Below are 20,857 nucleotides of genomic sequence, written 5' to 3'. Positions count from 1 at the left end.
CGGAGAACACCATGGACTTCCGCTACACACCCGAGCAGGCCGACCTCAAGGCCCGGGCCGCCGCCTACACGCGGCTCCTGATGAGGTACGAGGACCAGTCCGAGGAGGCCGGCGGTCCGCTGCCCGCCGACACCGTCCGCGAGCTGACCCGCGCCGCCATCGAGGCGGGCGTCTACGCCATCAACATGCCCGCCGAATGGGGCGGGGCCGGACTCTCCCTGCTGGACCAGGTCATCGTCGAGGAGGAGTTCGGCAAGGTCACCAACTGCCTCTGGGACATCCCCTGGCGACCCGCCAACGTGCTGGCCCACGGCACCGACGCGCAGCGGGAGAAGTACCTGCTCCCCGTCATCCGGGGCGAGCGCTTCGACGCGTTCGCCGTGACCGAGCCCGGCGCGGGCTCCGATCCGGGCTCGGGCACCAGTACGGCGACCCGTACCGACGGCGGCTGGCTCGTGAACGGCGAGAAGTGGTTCGTGACCTGCGGGGACATCGCAGACTTCCTGCTGGTGCAGGCCGACGCCGGTCCGGAGCGGGCCGCGACCCTCTTCTTCGTCGACAAGCGGGCGGCGGGCGTCGAGATGACCCGCGTACCCCGCTTCATGCACTCCGCCGTGAACGGGCACCCCGAGTTCACCTTCACCGACGTCTTCGTCCCCGACGAGGACGTGCTCGGCGGCGTCGGCAACGGCTACGAGCTGACCAAGGAGTGGTTCACCGACGAGCGGCTGATGATCGCCGCCCGGACCGTCGGCGCCGCCGAGCGGGCCCTGGAGCTCGCGCGGGACTGGGCGGTGGAGCGCCGTCAGTTCGGCTCGCCCATCGCCGATTTCCAGCTGATCCAGGGCATGCTCGCCGACTGCGCGGTGGACATCGCCGTCAACCGGGCCTACACCCACCAGGTCGCCTGGGAAGCCGACCAGCCGCACACCGACCGCAAGACCCTGCACGCCAAGGCGTCGACGGCCAAGCTCGCGGCGAGCGAGGCCGCCGGGCGGGTCATCGACCGCTGCGTACAGATCTTCGGCGGCCGCGGCTACGACCGCTCGTACCCCGTCGAGCGCATGTACCGCGAACTGCGCGTCGACCGCATCTGGGAGGGCACCTCCGAGATCCAGCGCCTGATCATCGCCAACGAGCTCGTCAAGCGCGGCACCGGGGCCCTCGCGCTGCCCGGCGCCTGACCCCGTATCCCGTATCCCGTTTCCCCCGTACCCCGAACCGCACGTACCCCGCACCCCACGTACCACGCACCGCGGCACCGCCGTTCAGCGATCGAAGAGGAGTGACATGGACTTTCGCCTCACCGCCCGTCAGGAAGAGCTCAAGGGCTCGGCGCGCGCGCTCACCGACTTCATCATGAAGTACGAGGCCGACTGCGAGGAGAACAACGGCCTGCCCCCGCACGCCCACACCGAGATCCGCGACGCCGTCCTCGACAGCGGCCTGCAAGCCGTCAACATGCCGGCCGAATGGGGCGGCGCCGGGCTCACCATCCTGGAACAGGTCACCGTCCAGGCGGAGCTCGGACGGCTGACCGGCGCCCTGTGGGACATGGTGTGGCGCCCGGCGAACGCCCTGTCCTTCTGCACGCCCGAGCAGCGGGAGCGCTACCTCGTCCCCGTCATCCGGGGCCGGCGCCGCGACTGCTACGCGGTGAGCGAGCCCGAGGCGGGCTCGGACCCGCAGAGCCTGCGGACCACGGCGACGCGGACCGACGGCGGCTGGGTGCTGAACGGCGAGAAGTGGTTCGTCACCGTGGGCGACCACGCGGACTTCATGATCGTGCTCGCCGCCGCCGGGGAGGAGGGCGCCCCGACCCTGTTCCTCGTGGACAAGGAGACCCCGGGCATCGAGATGACCCGGGTGCCGCGCTGGATGCACACCTTCGTCTACGAGCACCCCGAGTTCACCTTCACCGACGTGCACGTGCCCGAGGACGCCGTCCTGGGGGAGGTGGGCAACGGCTACGACATCACGCGCTCCTGGTTCACCGAGGAACGGCTGATGATCGCCGCCCGGACGATCGGCGCCGCCGAGCGGGCCCTGGAGCTCGCGCGGGACTGGGCGGTGGAGCGCCGCCAGTTCGGCTCGCCCATCGCGGACTTCCAGCTGATCCAGGGCATGCTCGCCGACTGCGCGGTGGACATCGCCGTCAACCGGGCCTACACCCACCAGGTCGCCTGGGAGGTCGACGAGGGCCTGGCCGACCGCAAGACGCTGCACGCCAAGGCGGCCATCGCCAAGCTGGCGGCGAGCGAGGCCTCCGGCCGCGTCATCGACCGCTGCCTGCAGATCTTCGGCGGCCGCGGCTACGACCGCTCGTACCCCGTCGAGCGGCTCTACCGCGAACTGCGCGTCGACCGCATCTGGGAGGGCACCTCCGAGATCCAGCGCCTGATCATCGCGGGTGAACTCGTCAAGCGCGGCACGGGCGTGCTGCACATGCCGTCCTCCGTGTGACCGTACGGCGGTCCGGGCCCGGAACCGGGTCAGGAGCCGGGCCCGGACCGCCGCCGCCGCGTACGGCACCAATCCTGCGTGTGAAGGGAGAACCGATGACCGATGTGGAACGGGTCGGGATCGTGGGCTGCGGCCTGATGGGATCCGGCATCGCCGAGGTCTGCGCCCGCGCGGGCCGCGAGATCGTGGTGGTGGAGACGAGCGGGACGGCCGCGGCCGCCGGCCTGGAGCGGATCACGCGCTCCCTGGCGCGCGCCGCCGACACCGGGAAACTGACCGCGGCCGAACGCGACGCCGCGGCCGGCCGGATCACCATGACCACGGACATGGCCCGGTTGGCGGACCGGGACCTCGTGGTCGAGGCGGTGGCGGAGGACGAGCGGGCCAAGCTGGAGGTGTTCGCCCGGCTCGACTCGGTGGTGGAGCGCCGGGACGCCGTGCTCGCCACGAACACCTCCTCGATACCCGTCATCCGGCTCGCGGCCGCCACCTCGCGACCCGGCCAGGTGGTCGGACTCCACTTCTTCAATCCCGTCCCCGTGCTCCCCCTGGTCGAGCTGGTGCCCTCCCTGGTCACCGACGAGGAGACCGCGCGGCGCGCCCACGCCTTCGCCTCCGAGGCCCTGGGCAAGCACGTCGTCCGTGCCCAGGACCGGGCCGGCTTCATCGTGAACGCCCTCCTCGTGCCGTACCTGCTGGCCGCGGTGCGCATGGCGGAGTCCCGGACCGCCTCCGCCGAGGACATCGACCGGGGCATGACCCTCGGCTGCGCCCACCCGCTGGGGCCGCTCGCGCTGGCCGACCTCATCGGGCTGGACACCGTACAGGCCATCGCACGGTCCATGTACGCGGAGTACCGGGAACCGTCGTACGCTCCGCCGCCGCTGCTCGCCCGGATGGTGGACGCCGGCCTGCTCGGCCGCAAGACGGGCCGGGGCTTCCACACGTACCCCTGACCGGTGCGCCCCGACGGCCGGTACCAGGGGGCGCGATGCGCGAGGATGAGGGTCTGGCGGCCGGCAGCCGGACCCGACCACCCACCCGCCCTGCGGGCGCCGACACGGGGAGTAGCCAACGTGACCAAGGCCGAGCGTGCACTGGAGACGCGCGAGCGCATCCTCAAGGCCGCGTGCGAAGTCATCGCCGACATCGGCTTCGAGAACGTCAGCATGCGCAAGGTCGCCGAACACGCCGGGGTTTCGAAGGCGTTGCTGCACTACCACTTCGACACCCGCGAGAAGCTCTTCGCCGAGGCCATGACGCATTCCTTCGCCCAGACCGGCACGGACGCCGAGGACGGAGGCGACACGACCCCGGCCGCGGTCGTCCTGGCCCGCATCCTGCGCAGCATGCTGCCGAGCGACGCGGACCTGCGCCAGGACTGGAAGCTCTGGCAGGAGCTGTGGGTGCGCGCGCTGCGTGACCAGACGGCCCGTCACCTCGCCGTGGACCTGTACGACCAGCTCCACACCTGGGTCGGCGGGGCCGTCGAACGGGGCATCCGGTCAGGCGAGTTCGCCGAGTGTGACGTCGCCGCGGTCAGCACGCTGGTCCTGGCCCTCTGCGACGGTCTCGGGATCCGCCTGATGCTGGATGACCCCCGGGTCGACCTCGCCACGGCCCGGTCGACGATCTGGCGGGCCATCGCCCCCCTCCTCGGGACCGCCCCGGACTTTCCGGAGGTGTGACACCCCTCCCCGCGGGCGGGGGACCGGGCGCCCGCGGTGCCGCGGCCCCGCGCGTGCGGTCGTCATCCCAGGGTGAAGAGGAAATTGGCGGACCAGTAGTAATTGGGCAGTTGCACCAGAGCCGAACCCCGGTGCGGGGGATCGGACTTGGGCCAGTTGCGCGGGCCCAGCAGGTGGTCGGCGTAGTCGCTCTTCTGGACCGGCGGCACGAACCAGAGCCGGAAGGCGCCGGACCGTCCGACCGCCTCGGACCTCCAGAGCTGCGTCCCACGGCCGGTGTCCGAGCGGCAGGCGCGCAGGGTGACGTCGACGACGTTCCCGCCGGCGGTGGTTCCGTCGAGGCAGCTGCCGGTGCCCGTGTTCCGGAACTGGTACGCGCCCTGCCCGGCCGGCAGGCGCTCCCAGCCCTGGGAGGCTCCGCCGGTGCACGGCTGGAGCTGCAGCGGTCCTTCGGAACCCCGGCCGGCGAAGCCGACGCACAGCCCCGAAGCGGTGTTGACCAACGGCACCCCGGTGGGGGCGGGGCTCTGCGAGGGCCGCGCGGGGGAAGGCCCGGGAGTGGCGGGGGCCGACGTGGCGGCGACTGCCGACATGGGGGCGCCGATGGTCACGACGGGAGGCGCCGAGTCCGCCGGCCCCGGCAGCAGGTACGGGTCGGCCTCCGGGACCGGGCCCGGGTTCGGGCTCGTGACCGCGGGCATCGGGGCGGCCCGTTCGGTCCGGTCCTCGGCCGGCAGCAGGACGAACGCGGTGAGCGTCGTACCCGCGACGGCCGCCGCCGCGGTCCACTTCGGCGCGCCGAGGCGCGCCGCGGCCGCCTTGAGCCCCACCACCTTGGCCGCGGCGAGGTGGTGGGCGCCGTGCACGCCGGCGGTCAGTGCGGAGGAGGCGGGGTGCCACAGCAGGATTCCGGCGGGCAGCAGCGCGCCCAGCCGGTTGTTGACCGCTCGCAGATCACGCTCGGCCCGCCCGCAGCCGTCGCAGGCCCGCAGGTGACGTCCCAGGTCCCGGGTGACGCGCTTGCCCGGTCGGCGCAGCGCGGCGGCGAGCAGGCCGCCGTAGTGGCGGCACTCGTCGCTCGCGCTCTCGTCCAGGTGGGCGCGCAGGTACGCCTCGCGCAGGCCCTCGCGGGCGCGCGCCGCCAGCGAACCGACGCCACCCGCGGATATGCCGAGGCGCCGTGCGGTCTCGGCCGCGGGCTCGTCCTCGACGACCGCGTGCCACAGCACGGCCTGCCAGCGCTCCGGCAGAGACCGGTACGCCCGCAGCACCAGGGAGCCCTCCTCCGCCGACAGGGTGACCTCCTCGACGTCCTGGTCGCCCGTCAGGCCGGCGGCCCACGTGTCGAAGTCGTCCGACAGCTGCGTGCGGGCGCCGCGGCGGGCCCATTCGGCCGCCACCCGGCGCACGCACGTCAGCAGGTACGGCCGCCAGACGTACTCGGGGCCGGTACCCCACGCGACGGCCCGGTAGGTGCGGGCGAAGGCCTCGGCCGCCAGGTCGCCGGCCGTGGCCAGATCGCGGCAGCAGGTGCGGGCGTAGGCGAGTACGGCGTCGTGGTGACGGGCGAACACCTCGCCCATCACGTCGCTGAGATCGGCACCTGACGCCGAGTCGCGCTCGCGAAGCAGCGCGCAGAGCTGTGCGTCGCTGAGGTCGTGGAGATCCTGCCGGCGGGCAGTTCCCGATGTGCTCAACCTTGCTCCCGTTGACTTGCTGATGGCCGGCACGGCGAATGCCAGGCAGGTGGGCAGTGGGGTGCGACGCTGCGCCCGGCCGGAATTCGCGCAAGTGTGCACGCTCTCAAGGCCTGTGGGCAACCGGGCGCCCCGACGCCGTCCGACCTGACACGAGTTCAGCAAAGGATTGGCAAAGTGGCGGGACCGTCCCGCGGCCACGCCGTCCCCCACGTGCAGCAAGACCGACGACAGGCCGGGAGGCGTGAGTGCAGTACCGCGGGACCCTGCCCGTTCCGCTCGGCACGGCCGGTGCCCGAGCGCGTCGTCGACGGGTGCGTCGCGGGTCGGCCTGTCGTGGGTCAGCTCGTGGGTCAGCCCGTCACGGGTCAGCCCGTCGCGGGCCGGTCGAGGTCGTACGCGGTGTCGTGTTTCGGCTGGTACAGCCCCACCGTGCCCGCGCCCGGCACGGCCAGGGTGGTGACCGAGCCCCAGCGCTGTTCGGTGATGCCGGTGGTGAACTCGACGCCCTTGGCCCGCAGCTGTGTGACCGTGGCGGCGAGGTCGTCGCACAGCAGGAAGAGTTCGGTGACGCCGGCGGCGTGGGGGTCGGTGGGATGGACGGCCAGTTCGCCCGGCGGGGACTTGAAGACGAGCCAGCCGCCTCCGGCGTCGACGTACGGGAACCCGAGCACATCGCGGAAGAACGCACGGGCCGCTTCGGCGTCGGCTGCGTAGATGATCGTGTGAGCGCCGGTGATCATTGGCTCACGCTAGCAGTCCGTTTTGTCGCTCCGCCGGTACGACGTTCCGCGGTCGGCGTCACGTGCCCGGCGGCCGGCTGCCTCCGCTGGGCTGGGGTGTCATGCGTTCCAGGCCCCTGCGCTCGTAGAAGCGGGTCATCCCGAATCCGAGGAGCAGGGCGAGGACGGTACCGACGGCGATCATGGTCCATGCGCGGGTGAGACCGGCGTCGGCGCGCGCGTCGAAGAAGAGGATGGCGCGCACTCCGTCGCTGAGCTGGCGCATGGGTTCGAAGAGGGACAGGAAGCGGTAGAAGCCGGGGACGGCCTGGAGCGGGACGGTGGCACCCGACGACGGCAGGCCCAGCGCGATGAACACGAACATGGACACGAGCTGGCCGATCCCGCCGAACGCCGCGTTGATCGCCTGGACGCCCAGGCCCACCGCGAGGCCCGCGCAGTAGGAGTAGATCCACAGCAGCGGGATGTGGACGGCGTCCATCCCGAGGATCAAGATCGTGGCCACCATGACCAGCGTGGTGGTCAGCACCGTGATCACGGCCGTCATGACCACTTTCAGCAGCAGCGTCTGGGTGCGGCTGATCGGCACGGTGGGGCGGCGGGTGTGCCAGGGGCCGACCTCGCTGTCGGCGTAGCCGAGGGCGGTGTCCACGCCCGTGTTGATGAGGTTGCCGCCCAGGAATCCGCTGAGTACCAGCAGCAGGGTGTAGTAGAACGCGCTCAGGCCCAGCCCGCTGTTGGTGCCGACGGGATGGCCGATCCGGCTGACGACCTGCACGGGGTCGGCCAGCAGCAGGCGCGTCGTGGGGTCGGCTTGCGCGGTGGCGGGGGAGGCGGTGAGTTGTTCGCCGATGATCTTCGAGGACTGCCGGGCCGCCGCCGTGCTGGTCCGCTCGGCCAGGGACGAGCCGATGCTCCCCATGCCGGGGTTGGTGAGCACCGTGATCGTCGGCCGGACCTTGGCGGTGCCGGTGGTGAGTGCGGCCACGGAATCGGTGAAGTCGGCGGGGATGACCAGGGCGCCGTAGATCTTGGCGGAGGCGAGCTGGTCCTGCGCCTGGGCCTGGGTGAGCCGGCGCCACTGGACCTTGCCGGACGGGTCGCCGGCGGTCACGGCCTCGGTGATCCGGGTCCCCACGTTCTGCTGCTGTCCGGGCAGCGGCCCGCCCGTGTCCGCGTTGACGATGCCGATGGGAAGGTCCCGCAGGCTGCGGTTCGGGTTGACGATGCCGCCCATGTACAGCAGCGACAGCAGCAGGGCGAGCAGCCCGGTCAGCACCGTGGGCACCACCCACAGCTTCGGGAGGCGGAGCAGCGCCGAAGCCCGGGCCCCGGCGGCGGTCACGGAAGGGGTGTCGTCGCGGTGGTTCATGTCGGCGTCCATGGTTCTCGGCGAGTTCGCGGCGACACCGAAGCGGCGTACGCGGACAGTCACCATCCGTGTCCGGAAGGTACCTGTGCTGGCAAGCATGGGCCGTCGCGCGCGGAGGTGTCCGGAGGCTCACCGGAGGCCCGGCGCCGGAAGCGGCGGCGGAAGCGGCGCGGCGCGCGTACGCGGTGCCTCCCGGCGAGCGGACTTCCTTCGCGTCAGGGCGCAGGGGTCAGGGCGGCCCGGGCGGCCTCAAGGATCTCGTCGGAGAGCGGGGAATCCTTGGTCGCCCGGGCCAGTACGACCGCGCCGAGCATCGTGCACAGCCGGACGATGCCGTCCCTGCTCCGGTCCGGGCCGTCGGTGGCGAGCCAGTCGGCGAAGTCGGACACGCCGTCGGCGTAGGCGCGGTGCGCCCCGCGGTCGCCGGGGTCACGGGCCATGTCGGTGGCCAGCCCGGCGGCCGGGCAGCCCGTGGCGGGGGAGTCCCGGTGCCGGGGGGACAGGTAGCCGTCGATCATCGCCCGCTGGGCCGCGGAGCGCTCGCCGTCGCTGTTCTCCAGGGTGGTCGCGCGCCGTTCGGCCAGTTCCCCGAAAGCGTGCGAGACGGCCTCGTCGATGAGGGCCTCCTTGGAGTCGAACTGCTTGTAGAAGCCGCCGTGGGTCAGGCCGGCCGCCTTCATCAGGTCGGCGACGCTCACGCTCGTGCCCTGTTCGCGAAAGAGGTGCGAGGCCATCTCGACGACCCGCTTGCGGTTCTCCTGCGCCTGCGCCTGCGATACGCGGCCCATGGGCACCTCCTCGTTTGGATGACGACTGGCATCTATCCTACTCCCGGATATAGATTATGGATGTAATCTAAATAGGATCGGGGGTGTGCACCCCCGGCCCGCCGCCCCACCCCTTGGGAGATGTCATGGAACTGAACGAGGCCGTCGAACTGGACCGCGCGGTCGCCGTGGTCACCGGAGCCAACCGGGGCCTGGGCCGCCATCTCGCGGCCCAGCTCGTGGAGCGCGGGGCCAAGGTCTACGCCACCGCCCGCCGACCCGAGTCGGTGGACCTGCCCGGCGTCGTACCGCTGCGTCTGGACCTCACCGACCCGCGGTCGGTCCGGGAGGCCGCCCGCACCGCCTCGGACGCCACCCTGCTCGTCAACAACGCCGGGATCTCGACGGGCACCCCGCTGGTCGCGGGCGACTGGGACGCGGTGCGGCTGGAGATGGACACGAACTTCTTCGGTCCGCTGGCCGCCACCCGGGCCTTCGCCCCGGTCATCGAGGGCAACGGGGGCGGCGCCGTCCTGAACGTCCTGTCCGTCCTGTCCTGGTTCCACCCGGCCGGAGTCGGGGCCTACGCCGCCGCCAAGGCCGCCGGATGGGCGATGACCGACGCGATCCGCGAGGAGCTGGCCCCGCGAGGCATCGCGGTCACCGCGCTGCACGTCGGCTACATGGACACCGACATGGCCGCCGCGATTCCGGCCGGTCAGAAGACCGACCCCGCCCTCGTCGCCGCCCTCGCCCTCGACGGCCTGGCCGCAGGGGCGCGGGAAGTCCTCGCCGACGACCTCACCCGCAGCGTCAGGCAGGGGCTCGGCCGCGTCGCGTCCGCCGTCTGACCCGTACCGTCCGCCCGAGGTCCGCCCCCGCCGGACCGGACCAGGAAAGACCCTCCATGGAAACCACCGTCACATCCGCCGCGACCGTCCCCGGGGCCGTACCCGCGTCCGTGCCCGCCCCTGTCCCCGGGGCCGTACCCGTGCCCGCGGCAGTGGCCGGAGCGCCGGCCCCGCCCGCCGGCGGCGCCCGCCGCCGACCGCCCGTACGGGCCTGGCTCCAGCCGGCGGTGATCGCGCTGGTCCTGGCCGTCGCCTTCATCGGCTGCTACATCGGCCTGCAGCGCGACCCCCGGCCCCACCACGTCCCCATAGCCGTCTCCGGACGGCAACTCGCCGACCGGATGAAGGGGGCGCTCGGCGACGGCATCGAGGTGCATCCGGCCGCCGACGCCGCGTCCGCCCGCCGGGCCCTGGAGCGTCACGAGGTCTCGGCCGCGCTCGGCGAGGGCCCCGGAGGCCGGCTGAACCTGGAGCTCGCCGGAGCCTACGGCCCGTCCACCACCGCGGCCGTCAAAAGCCTCGTCGGCGCCTATGCCGAGGGCGCTGGCCGGCAGGTCGCCACCCGGGACGTCGTGCCCCTGACCCGCTACGACGCGCGCGGGCTGGCCGGCTTCTACCTGGCCTTCGGCGTGACGCTGGCAGGGTTCGTCCTCGCCCAGAACGCCCTGGGCCTCGCCGGTCTGCTCCGCCTGCGCCACCGGTTCTGGCTGCTGGCCGCCGTCTCCGCCGCCGTCGGGACCGTGGCCGCCGTCCTCGCCGGGCCCGTCCTGGGCGCCGTACCCGCCCCCGTCGTCCCGCTGGCCTTCACCCTCACCCTGCTGGCCGCCGCGGCCGCATTCGCCACCAAGCTGCTGGGTACGTACCTCGGCCCCGTCGGGGTGCCCGCGGCGACCCTGCTGCTGCTCACCGTGGGCAACTCCACCAGCGGCGCCGCCATCAGCGCGGACCTCCTGCCGCCGGCCGCACACGCCGTCTCGGCGCTCCTGCCGCCGGGGGCGGCCGTACGCGCCATCACCGACCTGAGCTACTTCCACGGCGCGCACGCCACGGGCCCGCTCGTGACGCTGGCCGCCTGGGCCGTGACCGCCGCGCTGCTGGTCGGGCTGCGGACCCGCCTCCGGACCCGCCTGCGCCGTACTCCCGCGACTGCCTGACGTTCCGGCCGTCCCATCCGGCCGTCCCATCCGGCCGTCTCATCCAGCCGGGGCCCGGCACGGCCGGGGCCCGGCCCGCACGCGTCGGACGACGACCGCGCGGACCGGGGCCCGGGGACTGCGTGAGGCGGGGCCGGGCCGGTGGCCCGCCCGCCCCCGGTCAGCAGACCGGGTTCTTCAGGGCGCTCCAGGTCTTGGCGCCGACGATGCCGTCGACGGGCATGTGGCACATGTCCTTCACCCGGCGCTGGAACTCGCGCACGGCGCGGTCGGTGTCGGGGCCGAAGTCGCCGTCGACGCCGGACGGGCCGATGTTCACGTTCCAGGTCTTGAGCAGACACTGGGCCTGCCTGACCGCAGCGCCCTTGGATCCCCGGCTGAGGATGGGCTGGGAGTCGGTGTGATTGCAGCCGCGCGAACCGGTCACCGACGTACCGGAGTTCGTGGCCGCCGCGGCCGGCGGGGCCAGGGCGACACCGGTGCACAGGGCAGTGGAGGCGACGAGGAGCGCGAGACGCTTGCTGACGAGCATGGCTGTGTTCCGTCCTTCGTTCGGTGCGGGCCGTTCCCCCGTGGACGTCCCCGAGTGGCCCGCTGTCCTGGTGTGCGGGACCGGTGGTCGGCCGGTCCCGTGCTGCCGAGGCATGAAACTACGGTCCGCGGCCCCGTCCGGTCGTCCCGTGCTGGATGGATCTCCTTCTCAACCTCCGGTGCAGGAAGGCCACTTCCCCAACCGAGGGCGGAGTACGCGAGGGGGAGGCCGGTCCGCGCCCGTCCCGGCTAGGCTGCGGCGATGCGGATCCGCCCCTCCACCACGGACGTGCTGACGGCCCTCGCGCAGACGGGTGTGGCCGTGCTGCTGGGCCGGGAGGCGGTCGCCCAGGGCTGGCCGCCCCTGGACCTCGCCGCGTACCTGCTCGTCGGGCTGGTGACGGTGCCGGTGGCCGTGCGGACCAGGGCGCCGGTCGCGGTCTGCCTGTTCACCCAGCTGATGTGGGTCGTGTACATCACCGCCGGGTACTGGCCGGTGGTCACCTGCTTCGGTCCCATGCTCGCGGTGTACACCGTGGCCGCGCTCTGCCCGGTCCGCACCTCGGCGGCCTGCGCCGCCCTCATGGGGGCGGTCTGGGTCTACGCGGGACTGCTGGGAAACGGTCCGGGCGGTTCCATGGCGACCGTGCTCGCGCAGGCCGTGGTCTTCCCGGCCGTGCTGTGGCGGTTCGGGCTGGTGGCCCGCCGGTCGGCCGAACTGGCCCGCCAGCTACGGCGCGAGCGGGACGAACGGGCCCGCCGCCACGTCGCGGAGGAACGTGCGCGCATCGCACGGGAACTGCACGACATCGTGGCCCACCACATGTCCGTGATCTCGATCCAGGCGGGTCTGGCCGGGTACGTCTTCGACTCGGCGCCCCGCACGGCCCGGACGGCCCTGTCCACCATCCAGGAAACCAGCGCCGAGGCCCTGGACGAACTGCGGCGCATGCTCGACCTGTTGAGGGACACCGACCGCGAGCACCCGGACGGCGGGGCCGGCCCGGAGGCCTCGGGCCGGGACGCTCCGATGCCGGGCCTGTCACGGCTGGCGGAGATGGCCGAACGGGTGAGGGCCGCCGGCGTTCCGGTGGACCTGCGGATCACGGGCGACGCGCGAGCCCTGGCACCCGGCGTGGAGCTGTGTGCGTACCGGGTGACGCAGGAGGCGCTGACCAACGTACTCAAACACGCCCCGGGCGCCCGCGTGACGGTGTCCCTCGACTACCGGCCCACGCACCTGTCGGTCACCGTGACCGACGACGGCGCGGGCGGCCGCCCCCTTCCGGCCAAGTTGGCACAGGGGAGCGGGAACGGGTTGATCGGCATGCGGGAGCGGGCCAAGCTCTACGGAGGAACGATCAGCACCGGCCCGTGCAGCGAAGGGGGCTATGCCGTGTGCCTCACGCTGCCGACCTCCGCCCGGACCGCACCGCCGCGCGGGGACGGTCGCCCGGGATGACGGGAACCGGAGCCTTGAGGGTGCTCGTGGCCGACGACCAGTTCCTCATCCGGGCCGGGCTCGTGGGCCTGCTGGAGGTGGCGGAGGGCTTCGAGGTCGTCGGTGAGGCCACGGACGGCGCCGAGGCGGTCGAGCTCGCCGCCCGTACCCGCCCCGACGTGATCTTGATGGACATCCGGATGCCGCGCATGGACGGGATCGCCGCCACGGAGCGGATCCTCGCGCAGACCCCGCCCCCGGCACCCCGCGTGCTGATCCTGACCACGTTCGACCTGGACGAGTACGTGTACGGGGCGCTGAAGGCAGGGGCCTCCGGCTTCCTGCTGAAGGACTCGGGCCCCCAGCGGTTACTGGCCGCCATCACCGCCGTCGGCAGCGGCGACGCCCTCTTCGCACCGACGGTGACCCGGCGCCTCGTGGAGGCCTTCGCCACCCGCGCGGGCGGCGAGGGCGCCTGCGACGCCGCCAGGGCCGGGGCGGCGGGACTGGACGCGCTGACGGGCCGGGAGATCGAGGTGCTGGAGCTGGTCGGACAGGGCCTGGCCAACGCCGAGATCGCCTGGCGGCTGTTCATCACCGAGGGCACGGTCAAGAGCCACCTGAGCCGGACGATGACGAAGCTGGGCCTGGAGAGCCGGGCCCAGGCGGTGGTGACGGCGTACGAGAGCGGGCTGGTGGTCCCCGGCCGGAACACCTGAGGAGCGCCGGCCGCGGCGACGCCGGACCGGGTCCGCCACCTCCATCCGGCCGACGGGTCGGCCGGTCGCGACATCAGTGCTCGCAGAGGGAGAATTCCCGTTCGTAGAGCTGCTCGTTGTGTTCGTCGACGAAGAACTTGCGTTCCCGCATGAGTTCTTCGCGGTGCTCCTTCGCCTGTTCGAGCGTCATGGTCGAGGTGTCGGACCAGGGCTGCTGCGGCGGTACGTCGGACGTCGAGACGATTCTTTCCGACGGGTCGACGAGGAAGAACGCCAGGATCTTGCGGTGCCCCGGGCGGGTGGCGTCCGCGAGGCGGAACGGGCTGACGCGGTGCTGCAGGACGTTCGGGAACGCCAGACAGCGGCCGGCCGGGGTCGATGTGGACCCCAGTACCTGGTTCAGCGCGTCCTCGTCCTCCAGGCCGTAGACCTCGCGCAGACCGTTGTCGTCGTTCTGTTCGTAGTTCGGGTCGTCGAGTGCCGCCCGGAAACCCAGCCGGCTTTCCGTGATGTTCTCGCTGTCCCAGTAGTAGATGCCCGTCGAGACGATCCGCTCGTTCAGCATCCCCTCGACGTGCCAGGAACCGCCGGGGTACTCCGGCTTGTCCGGGGTGAGATGAAGGGTGGCGAGCTTGGCGATGACCTGGAGGCGGCGGCCGCGCAGGTCGACCCGTCCGGACGGGTCGGGCAGCTCGGGCGGGGTGAAGGCCGGGGCGTCCGGGATGACCGGGCGGCGGTTCTCCCACCAGTCGTCCTGGGCTGCTTCCCACGCGCGGCGGGCTTCCGCGTAGGCCTCGTCATCGCCGTAGGAGGACTTCTCCGGGTACTCCGGTTCCGAGTCGTACCACCCGTAGGGGTCGGCCTCGATGCGCGGGGGCCGCGGATGGCGCAGATCGGTGAGCACGTTCTCCAGCAGCGGACGCATGCGCGCGAACAGGTCCGGCAGGACGGCCGCCAGTTCGCGGTGAAGCTCGGGGTGGACGTTGTTGACGTACGAACGGAAGGCGACGTCACCGTCGTCGCTGACGTCGACGTCCGTGGGCAGCCACTGGAACCTCTCCGAGAACTCGTACCTCGAATAGCGGTCCGTCGGATTGTGCCAAGCACGCTCGGGCGCGCCGCTCACCTCTCTCACCAGGCAGAACAGCGAGGGATGAACCAGATCCAGTACCTGGCCGCCGGAACCGGGGTGCCAGTCCCGCTCCGCTTCGGGGACCTGTTCCAGAACACGGACCGCCTCGCGCAGCCGGGACCTGAGCCCATCGTCGACCAGCGTGTCAGACTGCCACACCCCGTCGACGGCGGACACCTCGACACCGGTCCGTTCGTCCCGCAGCGCCGCGTAGTGCGCGAGTTCGGCAAGCACGTAGCGCACCTGCGCTTCGGTGAGGCCCTGGGCGACCGCTTCCCGCGTCCACCTGGCGACGACGTCGGCGTCGTTCATCTTGTCGAACCACCCCGGCTTCGCCCGAATGTGCGAGCTGCACTGCATCATCTGGAGCTCCCGCAACGTCCGGGGTGTCGCGAACGCTATGGACCGGGATGAGTGGAAGGGCAGCGGGAAAGCAGACAGGCCGGACAATTCTCTGGATCCTTCGCGTCGGTGTGCGGTGGCCGGAAGAATACGGGAGCAGACTGACACCGCGACCAGGCCGCCTCGTTCGGATCTTGCAGGTCAGGCGTGATCAAAGGAGACCACCCGCCCTGGGTGCCGTCGGTGGGGTGACGTAGCGTCGGCGGCGTGATCTCCGAACCGACGGGCCGGGCCGCGGGCCCCTACGATGCGGCCTTCCTGCCGCGGCTGCGGATGTCCCTCCTGACCGCGCGCGAACCGGTCACGGAACCGGTGTCGAAGTTCGGTGGGCAGCCGGTCTGGCTGGACGGACCGGCCTGGCCGGTGCATCCGCGTTCGGGCGAGCCCCTCGTGTTCATCGGCCAGTTCCGGGTGCCGGGCGACGAGCTGCGCCTTGCCTACCTGTTCCTGCACGAGGAGGGCATGGTCATGGGCGGCACCGTACCCGAGGACGGCGAGGCCGTCGTTCTGGTCCAGCCAGGTGGGCGGATACCGTCCTTCGCATCGGTCGGCTCCCCCGGCACACAGGGGAGAACCCTGTGGCGGTGGGGTCCGGATCACACAGAGGTTCCCGTCGAATGGCTGACGGACCTGACCGCGATGCCACCTGAACTCGACGAGGCGGCGAACCAGGCCGCTGCCTGCTCGCGGCACCTGCGAGGCGAGGGCCAAACGGCTCGATCCGCCCCCGCTGCGCGTCAGCCGACGGCCTAGCCGATCAGACGGCGCCGCCAGGTGAGGGGAGTGACGGTGATGGCCCGGCCGGGGTCGCCGTCCCATTCAGCCTGCAGGCCCGCCGCCGCCACGGCGGCCATGACCTCGTGGCCGATGGACTCAGTGGTCTGCGACGAACCGTCGAAGCCGCCGTAGAGCAGCGTCAGTCCGTGGCCGGCTGCTGCGGAGTCCGTGCACTGGGTGTGGAAGTAGACGAAGCCGCGGGCGCCGGGACCGGCTTCGCCGCCGATCTCGGAATCGCCGCAGCCACGACAACAGGTGAAGTTCTCACGGGCGGTGATCCCGGCGGCCTGGAGGGCGGTGAACGCGCGGGCAAGTCGTTCCGGGTCGGTCTCGCCCTGCCATGCGGCCTGCTCCGCGACCCGCTCCAGCCACAACCGGTCGGCCAGCGCCCGTGCCTGCGCGTGCGAGACGGGCCGGCGGTCCCGGGTGACCAGGTACTCCTCGGCCACCTCGGCCAGTTCGGCGCGGGAGGCGAACCCACCGACGAGCACTTCGCGGACGCGCTCCTCCAGCGTCGCGCGCTCCTCTTCGTCGAGGTCGAGGGGCGGCACTTGAGGGGCGGGGCCCATGTCCACAGGCGACCAGGCCAGACGGCCGTTCCATCCGGCCTCCCGGCGAGCCCACCCGGTGAGTGCCGCGACCACGGTCCGGGGATCCTCGGCGGGCGTCCGGAAGTGCCGGTCGGCGGAACCGTCGCGGTACTCCAGCGTGTAGTCACCACCGGCCTCGTGCCAGACCTGGGCGAAGACGTCAGGCAGGTCGGGTATCCGTTGGACCACCAGGAACCGGTCGCCGGCACCACCGATCCGCTCGACCAGCCCGGCCAGCTCCTCGGCGGGAAGCATGACGTGCCGCTCCCCGTTCTCCGTCTTCACCACGATCTCCAGCATGCGCAGACTCTGGCACACCCTACTGACAACGGGCTCCGGGGCCCTGTGGCGCACCAGCCGCCGGCCGGCGCTTCGGCACGGGCTCGGCGGCCCTCATCCAGACCGGAGGCCGCGCGAATGCTCCCCGTGGCGCGGAGGCGTGCCGGTCGCGGAGCCGGGTGCCGCGTTCCAGGACGCGCCGAAGCGCGCCAGGTAGTGCCACACCTTCTTGACCGCCTGGGCGTCATGGCGGTCGGTACGTGCGGCATCTCCGACGATCCGGGGGTCGAGTACCCCGTCGACCGCCAGCTCCGTGCCCAAGTCGACGTACTCCCGGCCCCGGTAGCCGGGGTGACGCCGGAGCTCTTCGACCCCGAGCCGGAAGCCGGGGTGCCATTCCACCGGGCAGCCGAGACGCAGAGCGGCTGCCTCGACCGCCGTGCCCCGGTAGCAGGGGTCCAGTACCAGCGCCTCCACGTGGGCGTGCGGCCGGACCGGCCCGTGTACCTGGGCCTCGATGTAGTCGTCGAGCTCGTCCTGCTCATCGGCGAGGGCGAGCTCCAGGAGCCCCATGCGGGCCGCGACGCCGAAATCCGAGGGCTCCAGAAAGCTGTCCGGATAGCAGAAGGTGGTCCGCGCCAGTGTCTCGGCAGTCAGCCGGAAGTGGGCGGAGCCGAACCGCGGCGCCCCGCCGGCCGGCTTGCGGCGGAAGTTCAACGCCCCGTAGACGGGCCGCTCATGAGCGCCGCCCTCGTCGTACGCCCCGTCGAAGATCCGGCTCTCCCAGCGCCACCGGTCGCCACCGGGATGCGCGGTCAGCCCTCCGTTGCTGGTCCCCGTGACGAACTGCGAGCGGTAGACGCCGTCCTCGGCCAGGGCCTCCAGGATCGGCTTGCCGTGCAGCAGACGGTCCGGGTGGAAGTTGAGGGTCACCCGCAGCGCCGGGTCCACGGGAGGGCCCGACGCCAGTCCCGCGACATGACGAAGGGCCCGTTCCCGTGCTGTCTGTGCGGCTGCGCTGCTCATTCGCACAGTGTTTCGCAACGTGAGGGAGGGGCGCACGCGGATTTTCCGCCGACAGTACGCCCGTACGCCCATCCAGTAGTGGCCCTTGCCGTCGTAGGTGGGCTTCGTCGCCGGCCACCGGTGGCCGCCGGGTGCCGGACTGGCGCAGGCGCGCTGCGTGACGAGGCCCTGGCCACCCACCGGCACAGCGAGGCCGGAGCGAGGCGCGGGCCCCCTGCGCTACGCACTGGCACACGTCGAGGCGGCGCAGATGCCCGCGGGTGACGCCGGCGACGCGGGCGACCAGGCCGGATCGAGCGTCGCACGGGTGCCCCGGGCCTGACCGGTCATGCGGCCCCTGGATCGGCGCCCGCCCGCGCCGCGCGGACCGGCGGGCTACAGCCGCCAGTACGATCCGGCACGCGCATCGACGTGCACCACGTGGCGGCCGACGCGCACCACGTGGTGGTCCGGACCGGACCAGGAACCGCAGGGCCCCTCGTCGGTGGGCAGCGGGGTCCAGATCTCCAGGAAGGTGCCGCCGTCGGGGTTGGTGCCCCGCTCGACGAGGTTCGCGCCGTCCCACCGGAACGTGCCCGCGTCCTCGCCGGGCTCGCCGGTGAGGTGGTGGAAGTGGACCCGGGTGCCGTCGAAGGACGTCGTACCGGCGAAGCCCCGGCTGTCGGCGTAGTACGCCCCGGCCTGCAGCCACACCACCTCGCGGTCCTCGACGAGGGGTCCGCCGTCGCGGCTGATGCCGCGCCGCAGCCACGCGCCGTGCCCGGGCACCGGGACCCCGGGGCCCTTAGGCAGATCCGGCAGATCCGGCAGATCCGGCAGATCCGGCAGATCCGGCAGGCGTCCGGAGGCCCGGCCCGGCCCGGGCTCAGGCGTGGTCATCGGCTGCGTGCTCCTCCACGGCCACCAGGGTCAGCGGTACGTTGCCCCGTACGGCCTGCGCGTACGGGCAGACCGCGTCCGCCCGGTGCAGCAGGGGCTGGAGGTCCGCCGCCCGCCACCCGGGCAGGCTGACGGTCAGCGCCACCGCGAGGCCGTAGCCGGCGGGCGTGTCCGTGGTGCCGAGCCGCACCTCGCAGGCCACGCGTGCGGCGGAGGCGTCCGCCCCGAACTCGGCGGCGACCTCGGCGAGCGCGGAGGTGAAGCAGGCGGCGAATCCGGCCGCGAACAGCTGCTCGGGATTGGTCGTGCCGGGGACCTTCTTGCGCGGCGGGGCGAGGCGGACGTCCAGGCGTCCGTCGTCCGTGGAGACGGATCCGGTGCGTCCCCCGGCGGCGTGCGCGGTGGTCCGGTACAGGGTGCGGGTGAGTGGCACGGTCATGGCGTTGGGCCCATCTTGCTCGACGAGGACGCTGCCCGGGCGCGGACAGCGGGGCGGCGCCGCGCGTGCGGCACCTCTCGCGTCGTCGTGCGTAACCGGGTACGGCGCATCTCGTCCGGGGCCTTGGACCGGCCGCCGGACAATCTAGCAATGCCGTCCGTCGCCCGGGGCGTCCCCCGCGGTGAACTTCCTCACCCCTTGCCGGTCCGGCCGCCCGCTGCGGCACGGCCGGGCCGCTTCGTACACTCGCCCCGTGGACGCGATGCGATGTACGTACTGCGGTGGCGGCGGCCTGGAGCCGGGTTTCGTCGAGGACGCGGGGGAGGGCGCCCGGGGGTACGCGCGGTGGATCGCCGGGCCGCTGGAACGCGGCCTGTTCGGCGGGGCCAAACGGCTGGGCAGGCCCCGGCGGCGCATCGAGGCGTACCGCTGCCCGCACTGCGCCCACCTGGAGCTCTTCGCTACCGAAGCCGTCTGACCGGTCGACCGTCGGGCCGCCGCGGTCCCGGCGCGACCCTGCCGCGACCCCGCCGGGATCCGTCGGCGGCACGGCGCGGCCTGCGGCGGCGGCGCCGTGCGCGCCCGTCCGTGCGCCCGCGCGCCTCCGCACGCCCCCGCGGGAGGGGATGACCGCGGGGCGTCGCCCCCTGACCATGACGGTCACCACCACGGTCCGCACACTCGCTCGTCACGGGGGTAACGATGGGACGACGCTGGCTGCTCACGGGATGCTCCTCCGGCCTCGGACACGCTCTGGCCTCGGCCGCGGCCCGGGCCGGGGACGAACTGGCCGTCACCGCCCGCAAGACCGCCGACCTGGAGGCCCTCGCCGACGCCTGGCCCGGCCGCATCCTCCCGGTCCCCCTCGAACTGCGGGACGCCGCTTCCTGCGAGGAGGCCGTCCGCAGAGCCACCGACCGTCTCGGCGGCATCGACATCCTCGTCAACAACGCGGGCATCGGACTGTTCGGTGCGGTCGAGGAAGTGTCGGACGCCGAACTGCGCGACCAGCTGGAGACCTTGGTCGTGGGCCCGTGGCGGCTCACGCGGCTCGTCCTGCCGCTGATGCGGGCCCAGGGCCACGGCCACGTCGTCAACATCTCCTCCGTGGTCGGCCGCATCGCCTTCCCGGGCCTGGGTGCCTACGTCGCCGGCAAGCACGCCCTGGAGGGCATGAGCCAGGCGCTTGCCATCGAGGCCGCCCCGCACAACATCCGCGTCACGGTGGTGGAGCCGGGCATGTTCGCCACGCGCTACGGCACGTCCATGACGGAGGCGCGGCGCCGGATCCCGGTCTACGACGTGACCAACCGCGAGATGCTCGACGGTGCCCGCGGTCTCGCGGAGAATCCCGAGACGGGACGCCCCGAGGACTTCGCCGAACGGGTTCTCGACATCGTCGCGGCCCAGGGCCCGACACCCCTGCGGATACCCGTGGGCGAGGACGCGTACGGCTACCTGGACCTGGCGGAGCAGGCCTCCCGCGAGGAGTTCGCCGCAGCGCGGATCCTCGCACAGGGCCCGCCCCCGCCCCCACCGCCGGTCTGACGGAGGGGCGTGCGGGTGTGGTCGGACGCGGGCGGCCGCGAGGGCCGCAGCAGGTACGGCGTCCGGGGTCAGCGCGCGTGGTGCCGGACATCGCGCTGACCGGGTACGCGGGTCGAACGGGCAGCGCCCGAGCGGCGGTGGGCGGCCCGCGCCCGGCGGCCCGGGAAGGGGTTGTGCCGGACGGTGGCGCTGGGGGCCGCGATCAGCAGACCGACGAGCACGAGGGCCACGACGAGGATGAGCACGGCAACGAGGTTCATGTTCCTGCCTTTCGCCGGGTATTGACTGGCTTTCACTACTGCTTGTTACCGGATCTCCGGTAACTAAACACGGAGTGTTACCAGTTCTGAGGTTTGCGC

The 20,857-nt window shown here is 72.6% G+C and carries 22 protein-coding genes and 1 riboswitch; of the genes, 11 read left to right on the top strand and 11 right to left on the bottom strand.

Annotated features, from left to right (window positions below):
- Positions 1-11 precede the first annotated feature (11 nt).
- The 4 genes from ACFYXV_RS31705 to ACFYXV_RS31690 all read left to right on the top strand — a co-directional run bounded on the left by ACFYXV_RS31705 (position 12) and on the right by ACFYXV_RS31690 (position 4,151).
- Positions 12-1,184, top strand: a complete 1,173-nt coding sequence (locus ACFYXV_RS31705; RefSeq protein ID WP_383346261.1) for an acyl-CoA dehydrogenase family protein — start codon at positions 12-14, stop codon at positions 1,182-1,184.
- Between the two features lie 106 nt (positions 1,185-1,290).
- On the top strand, positions 1,291-2,463 hold the full coding sequence (locus tag ACFYXV_RS31700) for an acyl-CoA dehydrogenase family protein (protein ID WP_385463426.1): 1,173 nt from the start codon (positions 1,291-1,293) through the stop codon (positions 2,461-2,463).
- Between the two features lie 95 nt (positions 2,464-2,558).
- On the top strand, positions 2,559-3,419 hold the full coding sequence (locus ACFYXV_RS31695; protein ID WP_389384754.1) for a 3-hydroxybutyryl-CoA dehydrogenase: 861 nt from the start codon (positions 2,559-2,561) through the stop codon (positions 3,417-3,419).
- 120 nt (positions 3,420-3,539) lie between these two features.
- A complete protein-coding gene (locus tag ACFYXV_RS31690) occupies positions 3,540-4,151 on the top strand; it encodes a TetR/AcrR family transcriptional regulator (RefSeq protein WP_385463420.1) in 612 nt (203 codons plus the stop codon).
- Positions 4,152-4,213: 62 nt separating this feature from the next.
- Here the strand turns inward: ACFYXV_RS31690 and ACFYXV_RS31685 are convergent, their stop codons facing one another.
- The 4 genes from ACFYXV_RS31685 to ACFYXV_RS31670 all read right to left on the bottom strand — a co-directional run bounded on the left by ACFYXV_RS31685 (position 4,214) and on the right by ACFYXV_RS31670 (position 8,751).
- Positions 4,214-5,848 carry a sigma-70 family RNA polymerase sigma factor gene (locus tag ACFYXV_RS31685; RefSeq protein ID WP_385463417.1) on the bottom strand — a complete coding sequence of 545 codons (1,635 nt, stop codon included), beginning with the start codon at positions 5,846-5,848 and terminating at the stop codon, positions 4,214-4,216.
- Between the two features lie 368 nt (positions 5,849-6,216).
- Positions 6,217-6,591 (bottom strand): VOC family protein, encoded by a 375-nt coding sequence (locus ACFYXV_RS31680; RefSeq protein WP_383346275.1) that lies wholly within the window; start codon positions 6,589-6,591, stop codon positions 6,217-6,219.
- A 58-nt stretch (positions 6,592-6,649) separates the two neighbouring features.
- Positions 6,650-7,963 (bottom strand): YhgE/Pip domain-containing protein, encoded by a 1,314-nt coding sequence (locus tag ACFYXV_RS31675; RefSeq protein ID WP_389384794.1) that lies wholly within the window; start codon positions 7,961-7,963, stop codon positions 6,650-6,652.
- A gap of 215 nt (positions 7,964-8,178) precedes the next feature.
- Positions 8,179-8,751, bottom strand: a complete 573-nt coding sequence (locus ACFYXV_RS31670; RefSeq protein WP_385463410.1) for a TetR/AcrR family transcriptional regulator — start codon at positions 8,749-8,751, stop codon at positions 8,179-8,181.
- Between the two features lie 125 nt (positions 8,752-8,876).
- Here ACFYXV_RS31670 and ACFYXV_RS31665 point away from each other — a divergent pair, with 125 nt between their 5' ends.
- Both ACFYXV_RS31665 and ACFYXV_RS31660 read left to right on the top strand, forming a co-directional pair.
- Positions 8,877-9,581, top strand: coding sequence for an SDR family oxidoreductase (locus tag ACFYXV_RS31665; protein ID WP_389384753.1), 705 nt, complete (start codon positions 8,877-8,879; stop codon positions 9,579-9,581).
- A 56-nt stretch (positions 9,582-9,637) separates the two neighbouring features.
- Positions 9,638-10,735: a hypothetical protein gene (locus tag ACFYXV_RS31660; RefSeq protein ID WP_389384752.1), complete on the top strand. Its 1,098-nt coding sequence runs from the start codon at positions 9,638-9,640 to the stop codon at positions 10,733-10,735.
- A gap of 160 nt (positions 10,736-10,895) precedes the next feature.
- Here the strand turns inward: ACFYXV_RS31660 and ACFYXV_RS31655 are convergent, their stop codons facing one another.
- A complete protein-coding gene (locus ACFYXV_RS31655; protein ID WP_383346289.1) occupies positions 10,896-11,267 on the bottom strand; it encodes a peptidoglycan-binding protein in 372 nt (123 codons plus the stop codon).
- A gap of 261 nt (positions 11,268-11,528) precedes the next feature.
- On the opposite strand from ACFYXV_RS31655, the gene ACFYXV_RS31650 reads away from it, so the two are divergent.
- Positions 11,529-12,728, top strand: coding sequence for a sensor histidine kinase (locus ACFYXV_RS31650; RefSeq protein ID WP_389384751.1), 1,200 nt, complete (start codon positions 11,529-11,531; stop codon positions 12,726-12,728).
- Positions 12,725-13,426, top strand: a complete 702-nt coding sequence (locus tag ACFYXV_RS31645) for a response regulator (protein WP_389384750.1) — start codon at positions 12,725-12,727, stop codon at positions 13,424-13,426. The genes ACFYXV_RS31650 and ACFYXV_RS31645 overlap by 4 nt, the downstream gene beginning before the upstream one ends.
- Positions 13,427-13,499: 73 nt before the next feature.
- On the opposite strand, the gene ACFYXV_RS31640 is transcribed toward ACFYXV_RS31645, so the two are convergent.
- Positions 13,500-15,008, bottom strand: coding sequence for a DUF4246 domain-containing protein (locus tag ACFYXV_RS31640; RefSeq protein ID WP_389384749.1), 1,509 nt, complete (start codon positions 15,006-15,008; stop codon positions 13,500-13,502).
- 159 nt (positions 15,009-15,167) lie between these two features.
- Between ACFYXV_RS31640 and ACFYXV_RS31635 the strand changes: the two genes are divergently transcribed.
- A complete protein-coding gene (locus tag ACFYXV_RS31635; RefSeq protein WP_389384748.1) occupies positions 15,168-15,713 on the top strand; it encodes a hypothetical protein in 546 nt (181 codons plus the stop codon).
- On the opposite strand, the gene ACFYXV_RS31630 is transcribed toward ACFYXV_RS31635, so the two are convergent.
- The 4 genes from ACFYXV_RS31630 to ACFYXV_RS31615 all read right to left on the bottom strand — a co-directional run bounded on the left by ACFYXV_RS31630 (position 15,710) and on the right by ACFYXV_RS31615 (position 18,950).
- Complete coding sequence (locus tag ACFYXV_RS31630; protein ID WP_389384747.1) at positions 15,710-16,627, bottom strand: DUF6891 domain-containing protein; 918 nt, start codon at positions 16,625-16,627, stop codon at positions 15,710-15,712. The two genes, ACFYXV_RS31635 and ACFYXV_RS31630, sit on opposite strands and share 4 nt — an antisense overlap.
- 93 nt (positions 16,628-16,720) lie before the next feature.
- Positions 16,721-17,632 (bottom strand): DUF3626 domain-containing protein, encoded by a 912-nt coding sequence (locus tag ACFYXV_RS31625; protein WP_389384746.1) that lies wholly within the window; start codon positions 17,630-17,632, stop codon positions 16,721-16,723.
- Positions 17,633-18,007: 375 nt separating this feature from the next.
- Entirely contained in the window at positions 18,008-18,511 is a 504-nt protein-coding gene (locus ACFYXV_RS31620; protein ID WP_389384745.1) for a hypothetical protein, read from the bottom strand.
- Positions 18,498-18,950, bottom strand: a complete 453-nt coding sequence (locus ACFYXV_RS31615) for an Ohr family peroxiredoxin (RefSeq protein WP_383494233.1) — start codon at positions 18,948-18,950, stop codon at positions 18,498-18,500. The genes ACFYXV_RS31620 and ACFYXV_RS31615 overlap by 14 nt, the downstream gene beginning before the upstream one ends.
- Before the next feature lie 76 nt (positions 18,951-19,026).
- Positions 19,027-19,089: riboswitch (guanidine-III (ykkC-III) riboswitch) on the bottom strand.
- Between the two features lie 123 nt (positions 19,090-19,212).
- Here ACFYXV_RS31615 and ACFYXV_RS31610 point away from each other — a divergent pair.
- Together ACFYXV_RS31610 and ACFYXV_RS31605 are read left to right on the top strand one after the other, a co-directional pair.
- Positions 19,213-19,428, top strand: coding sequence for a hypothetical protein (locus ACFYXV_RS31610; protein ID WP_383346347.1), 216 nt, complete (start codon positions 19,213-19,215; stop codon positions 19,426-19,428).
- A gap of 224 nt (positions 19,429-19,652) precedes the next feature.
- Entirely contained in the window at positions 19,653-20,498 is an 846-nt protein-coding gene (locus ACFYXV_RS31605; RefSeq protein ID WP_389384744.1) for an SDR family oxidoreductase, read from the top strand.
- 68 nt (positions 20,499-20,566) lie between these two features.
- On the opposite strand, the gene ACFYXV_RS31600 is transcribed toward ACFYXV_RS31605, so the two are convergent.
- Entirely contained in the window at positions 20,567-20,758 is a 192-nt protein-coding gene (locus ACFYXV_RS31600; RefSeq protein ID WP_383346313.1) for a hypothetical protein, read from the bottom strand.
- Between the last annotated feature and the right edge of the window lie 99 nt (positions 20,759-20,857).

It is taken from the genome of Streptomyces sp. NPDC002181 (assembly GCF_042890485.1).
Classification (GTDB): domain Bacteria; phylum Actinomycetota; class Actinomycetes; order Streptomycetales; family Streptomycetaceae; genus Streptomyces.
Note: the sequence above shows the minus strand (reverse complement) of the source record. Positions and strands in the feature narration are given on the sequence as shown.

What these genes read in the sequence shown, in the direction of transcription:
- ACFYXV_RS31680 (WP_383346275.1), bottom strand. Translation starts at nt 6,591, where the DNA reads ATGATCACCGGCGCTCACACGATCATCTACGCAGCCGACGCCGAAGCG.
- ACFYXV_RS31675 (WP_389384794.1), bottom strand. Translation starts at nt 7,963, where the DNA reads ATGAACCACCGCGACGACACCCCTTCCGTGACCGCCGCCGGGGCCCGG.
- ACFYXV_RS31700 (WP_385463426.1), top strand. Translation starts at nt 1,291, where the DNA reads ATGGACTTTCGCCTCACCGCCCGTCAGGAAGAGCTCAAGGGCTCGGCG.
- ACFYXV_RS31605 (WP_389384744.1), top strand. Translation starts at nt 19,653, where the DNA reads ATGGGACGACGCTGGCTGCTCACGGGATGCTCCTCCGGCCTCGGACAC.
- ACFYXV_RS31645 (WP_389384750.1), top strand. Translation starts at nt 12,725, where the DNA reads ATGACGGGAACCGGAGCCTTGAGGGTGCTCGTGGCCGACGACCAGTTC.
- ACFYXV_RS31665 (WP_389384753.1), top strand. Translation starts at nt 8,877, where the DNA reads ATGGAACTGAACGAGGCCGTCGAACTGGACCGCGCGGTCGCCGTGGTC.
- ACFYXV_RS31600 (WP_383346313.1), bottom strand. Translation starts at nt 20,758, where the DNA reads ATGAACCTCGTTGCCGTGCTCATCCTCGTCGTGGCCCTCGTGCTCGTC.
- ACFYXV_RS31625 (WP_389384746.1), bottom strand. Translation starts at nt 17,632, where the DNA reads ATGAGCAGCGCAGCCGCACAGACAGCACGGGAACGGGCCCTTCGTCAT.
- ACFYXV_RS31655 (WP_383346289.1), bottom strand. Translation starts at nt 11,267, where the DNA reads ATGCTCGTCAGCAAGCGTCTCGCGCTCCTCGTCGCCTCCACTGCCCTG.
- ACFYXV_RS31615 (WP_383494233.1), bottom strand. Translation starts at nt 18,950, where the DNA reads ATGACCGTGCCACTCACCCGCACCCTGTACCGGACCACCGCGCACGCC.
- ACFYXV_RS31630 (WP_389384747.1), bottom strand. Translation starts at nt 16,627, where the DNA reads ATGCTGGAGATCGTGGTGAAGACGGAGAACGGGGAGCGGCACGTCATG.
- ACFYXV_RS31660 (WP_389384752.1), top strand. Translation starts at nt 9,638, where the DNA reads ATGGAAACCACCGTCACATCCGCCGCGACCGTCCCCGGGGCCGTACCC.
- ACFYXV_RS31695 (WP_389384754.1), top strand. Translation starts at nt 2,559, where the DNA reads ATGACCGATGTGGAACGGGTCGGGATCGTGGGCTGCGGCCTGATGGGA.
- ACFYXV_RS31650 (WP_389384751.1), top strand. Translation starts at nt 11,529, where the DNA reads ATGCGGATCCGCCCCTCCACCACGGACGTGCTGACGGCCCTCGCGCAG.
- ACFYXV_RS31610 (WP_383346347.1), top strand. Translation starts at nt 19,213, where the DNA reads ATGCGATGTACGTACTGCGGTGGCGGCGGCCTGGAGCCGGGTTTCGTC.
- ACFYXV_RS31620 (WP_389384745.1), bottom strand. Translation starts at nt 18,511, where the DNA reads ATGACCACGCCTGAGCCCGGGCCGGGCCGGGCCTCCGGACGCCTGCCG.
- ACFYXV_RS31705 (WP_383346261.1), top strand. Translation starts at nt 12, where the DNA reads ATGGACTTCCGCTACACACCCGAGCAGGCCGACCTCAAGGCCCGGGCC.
- ACFYXV_RS31670 (WP_385463410.1), bottom strand. Translation starts at nt 8,751, where the DNA reads ATGGGCCGCGTATCGCAGGCGCAGGCGCAGGAGAACCGCAAGCGGGTC.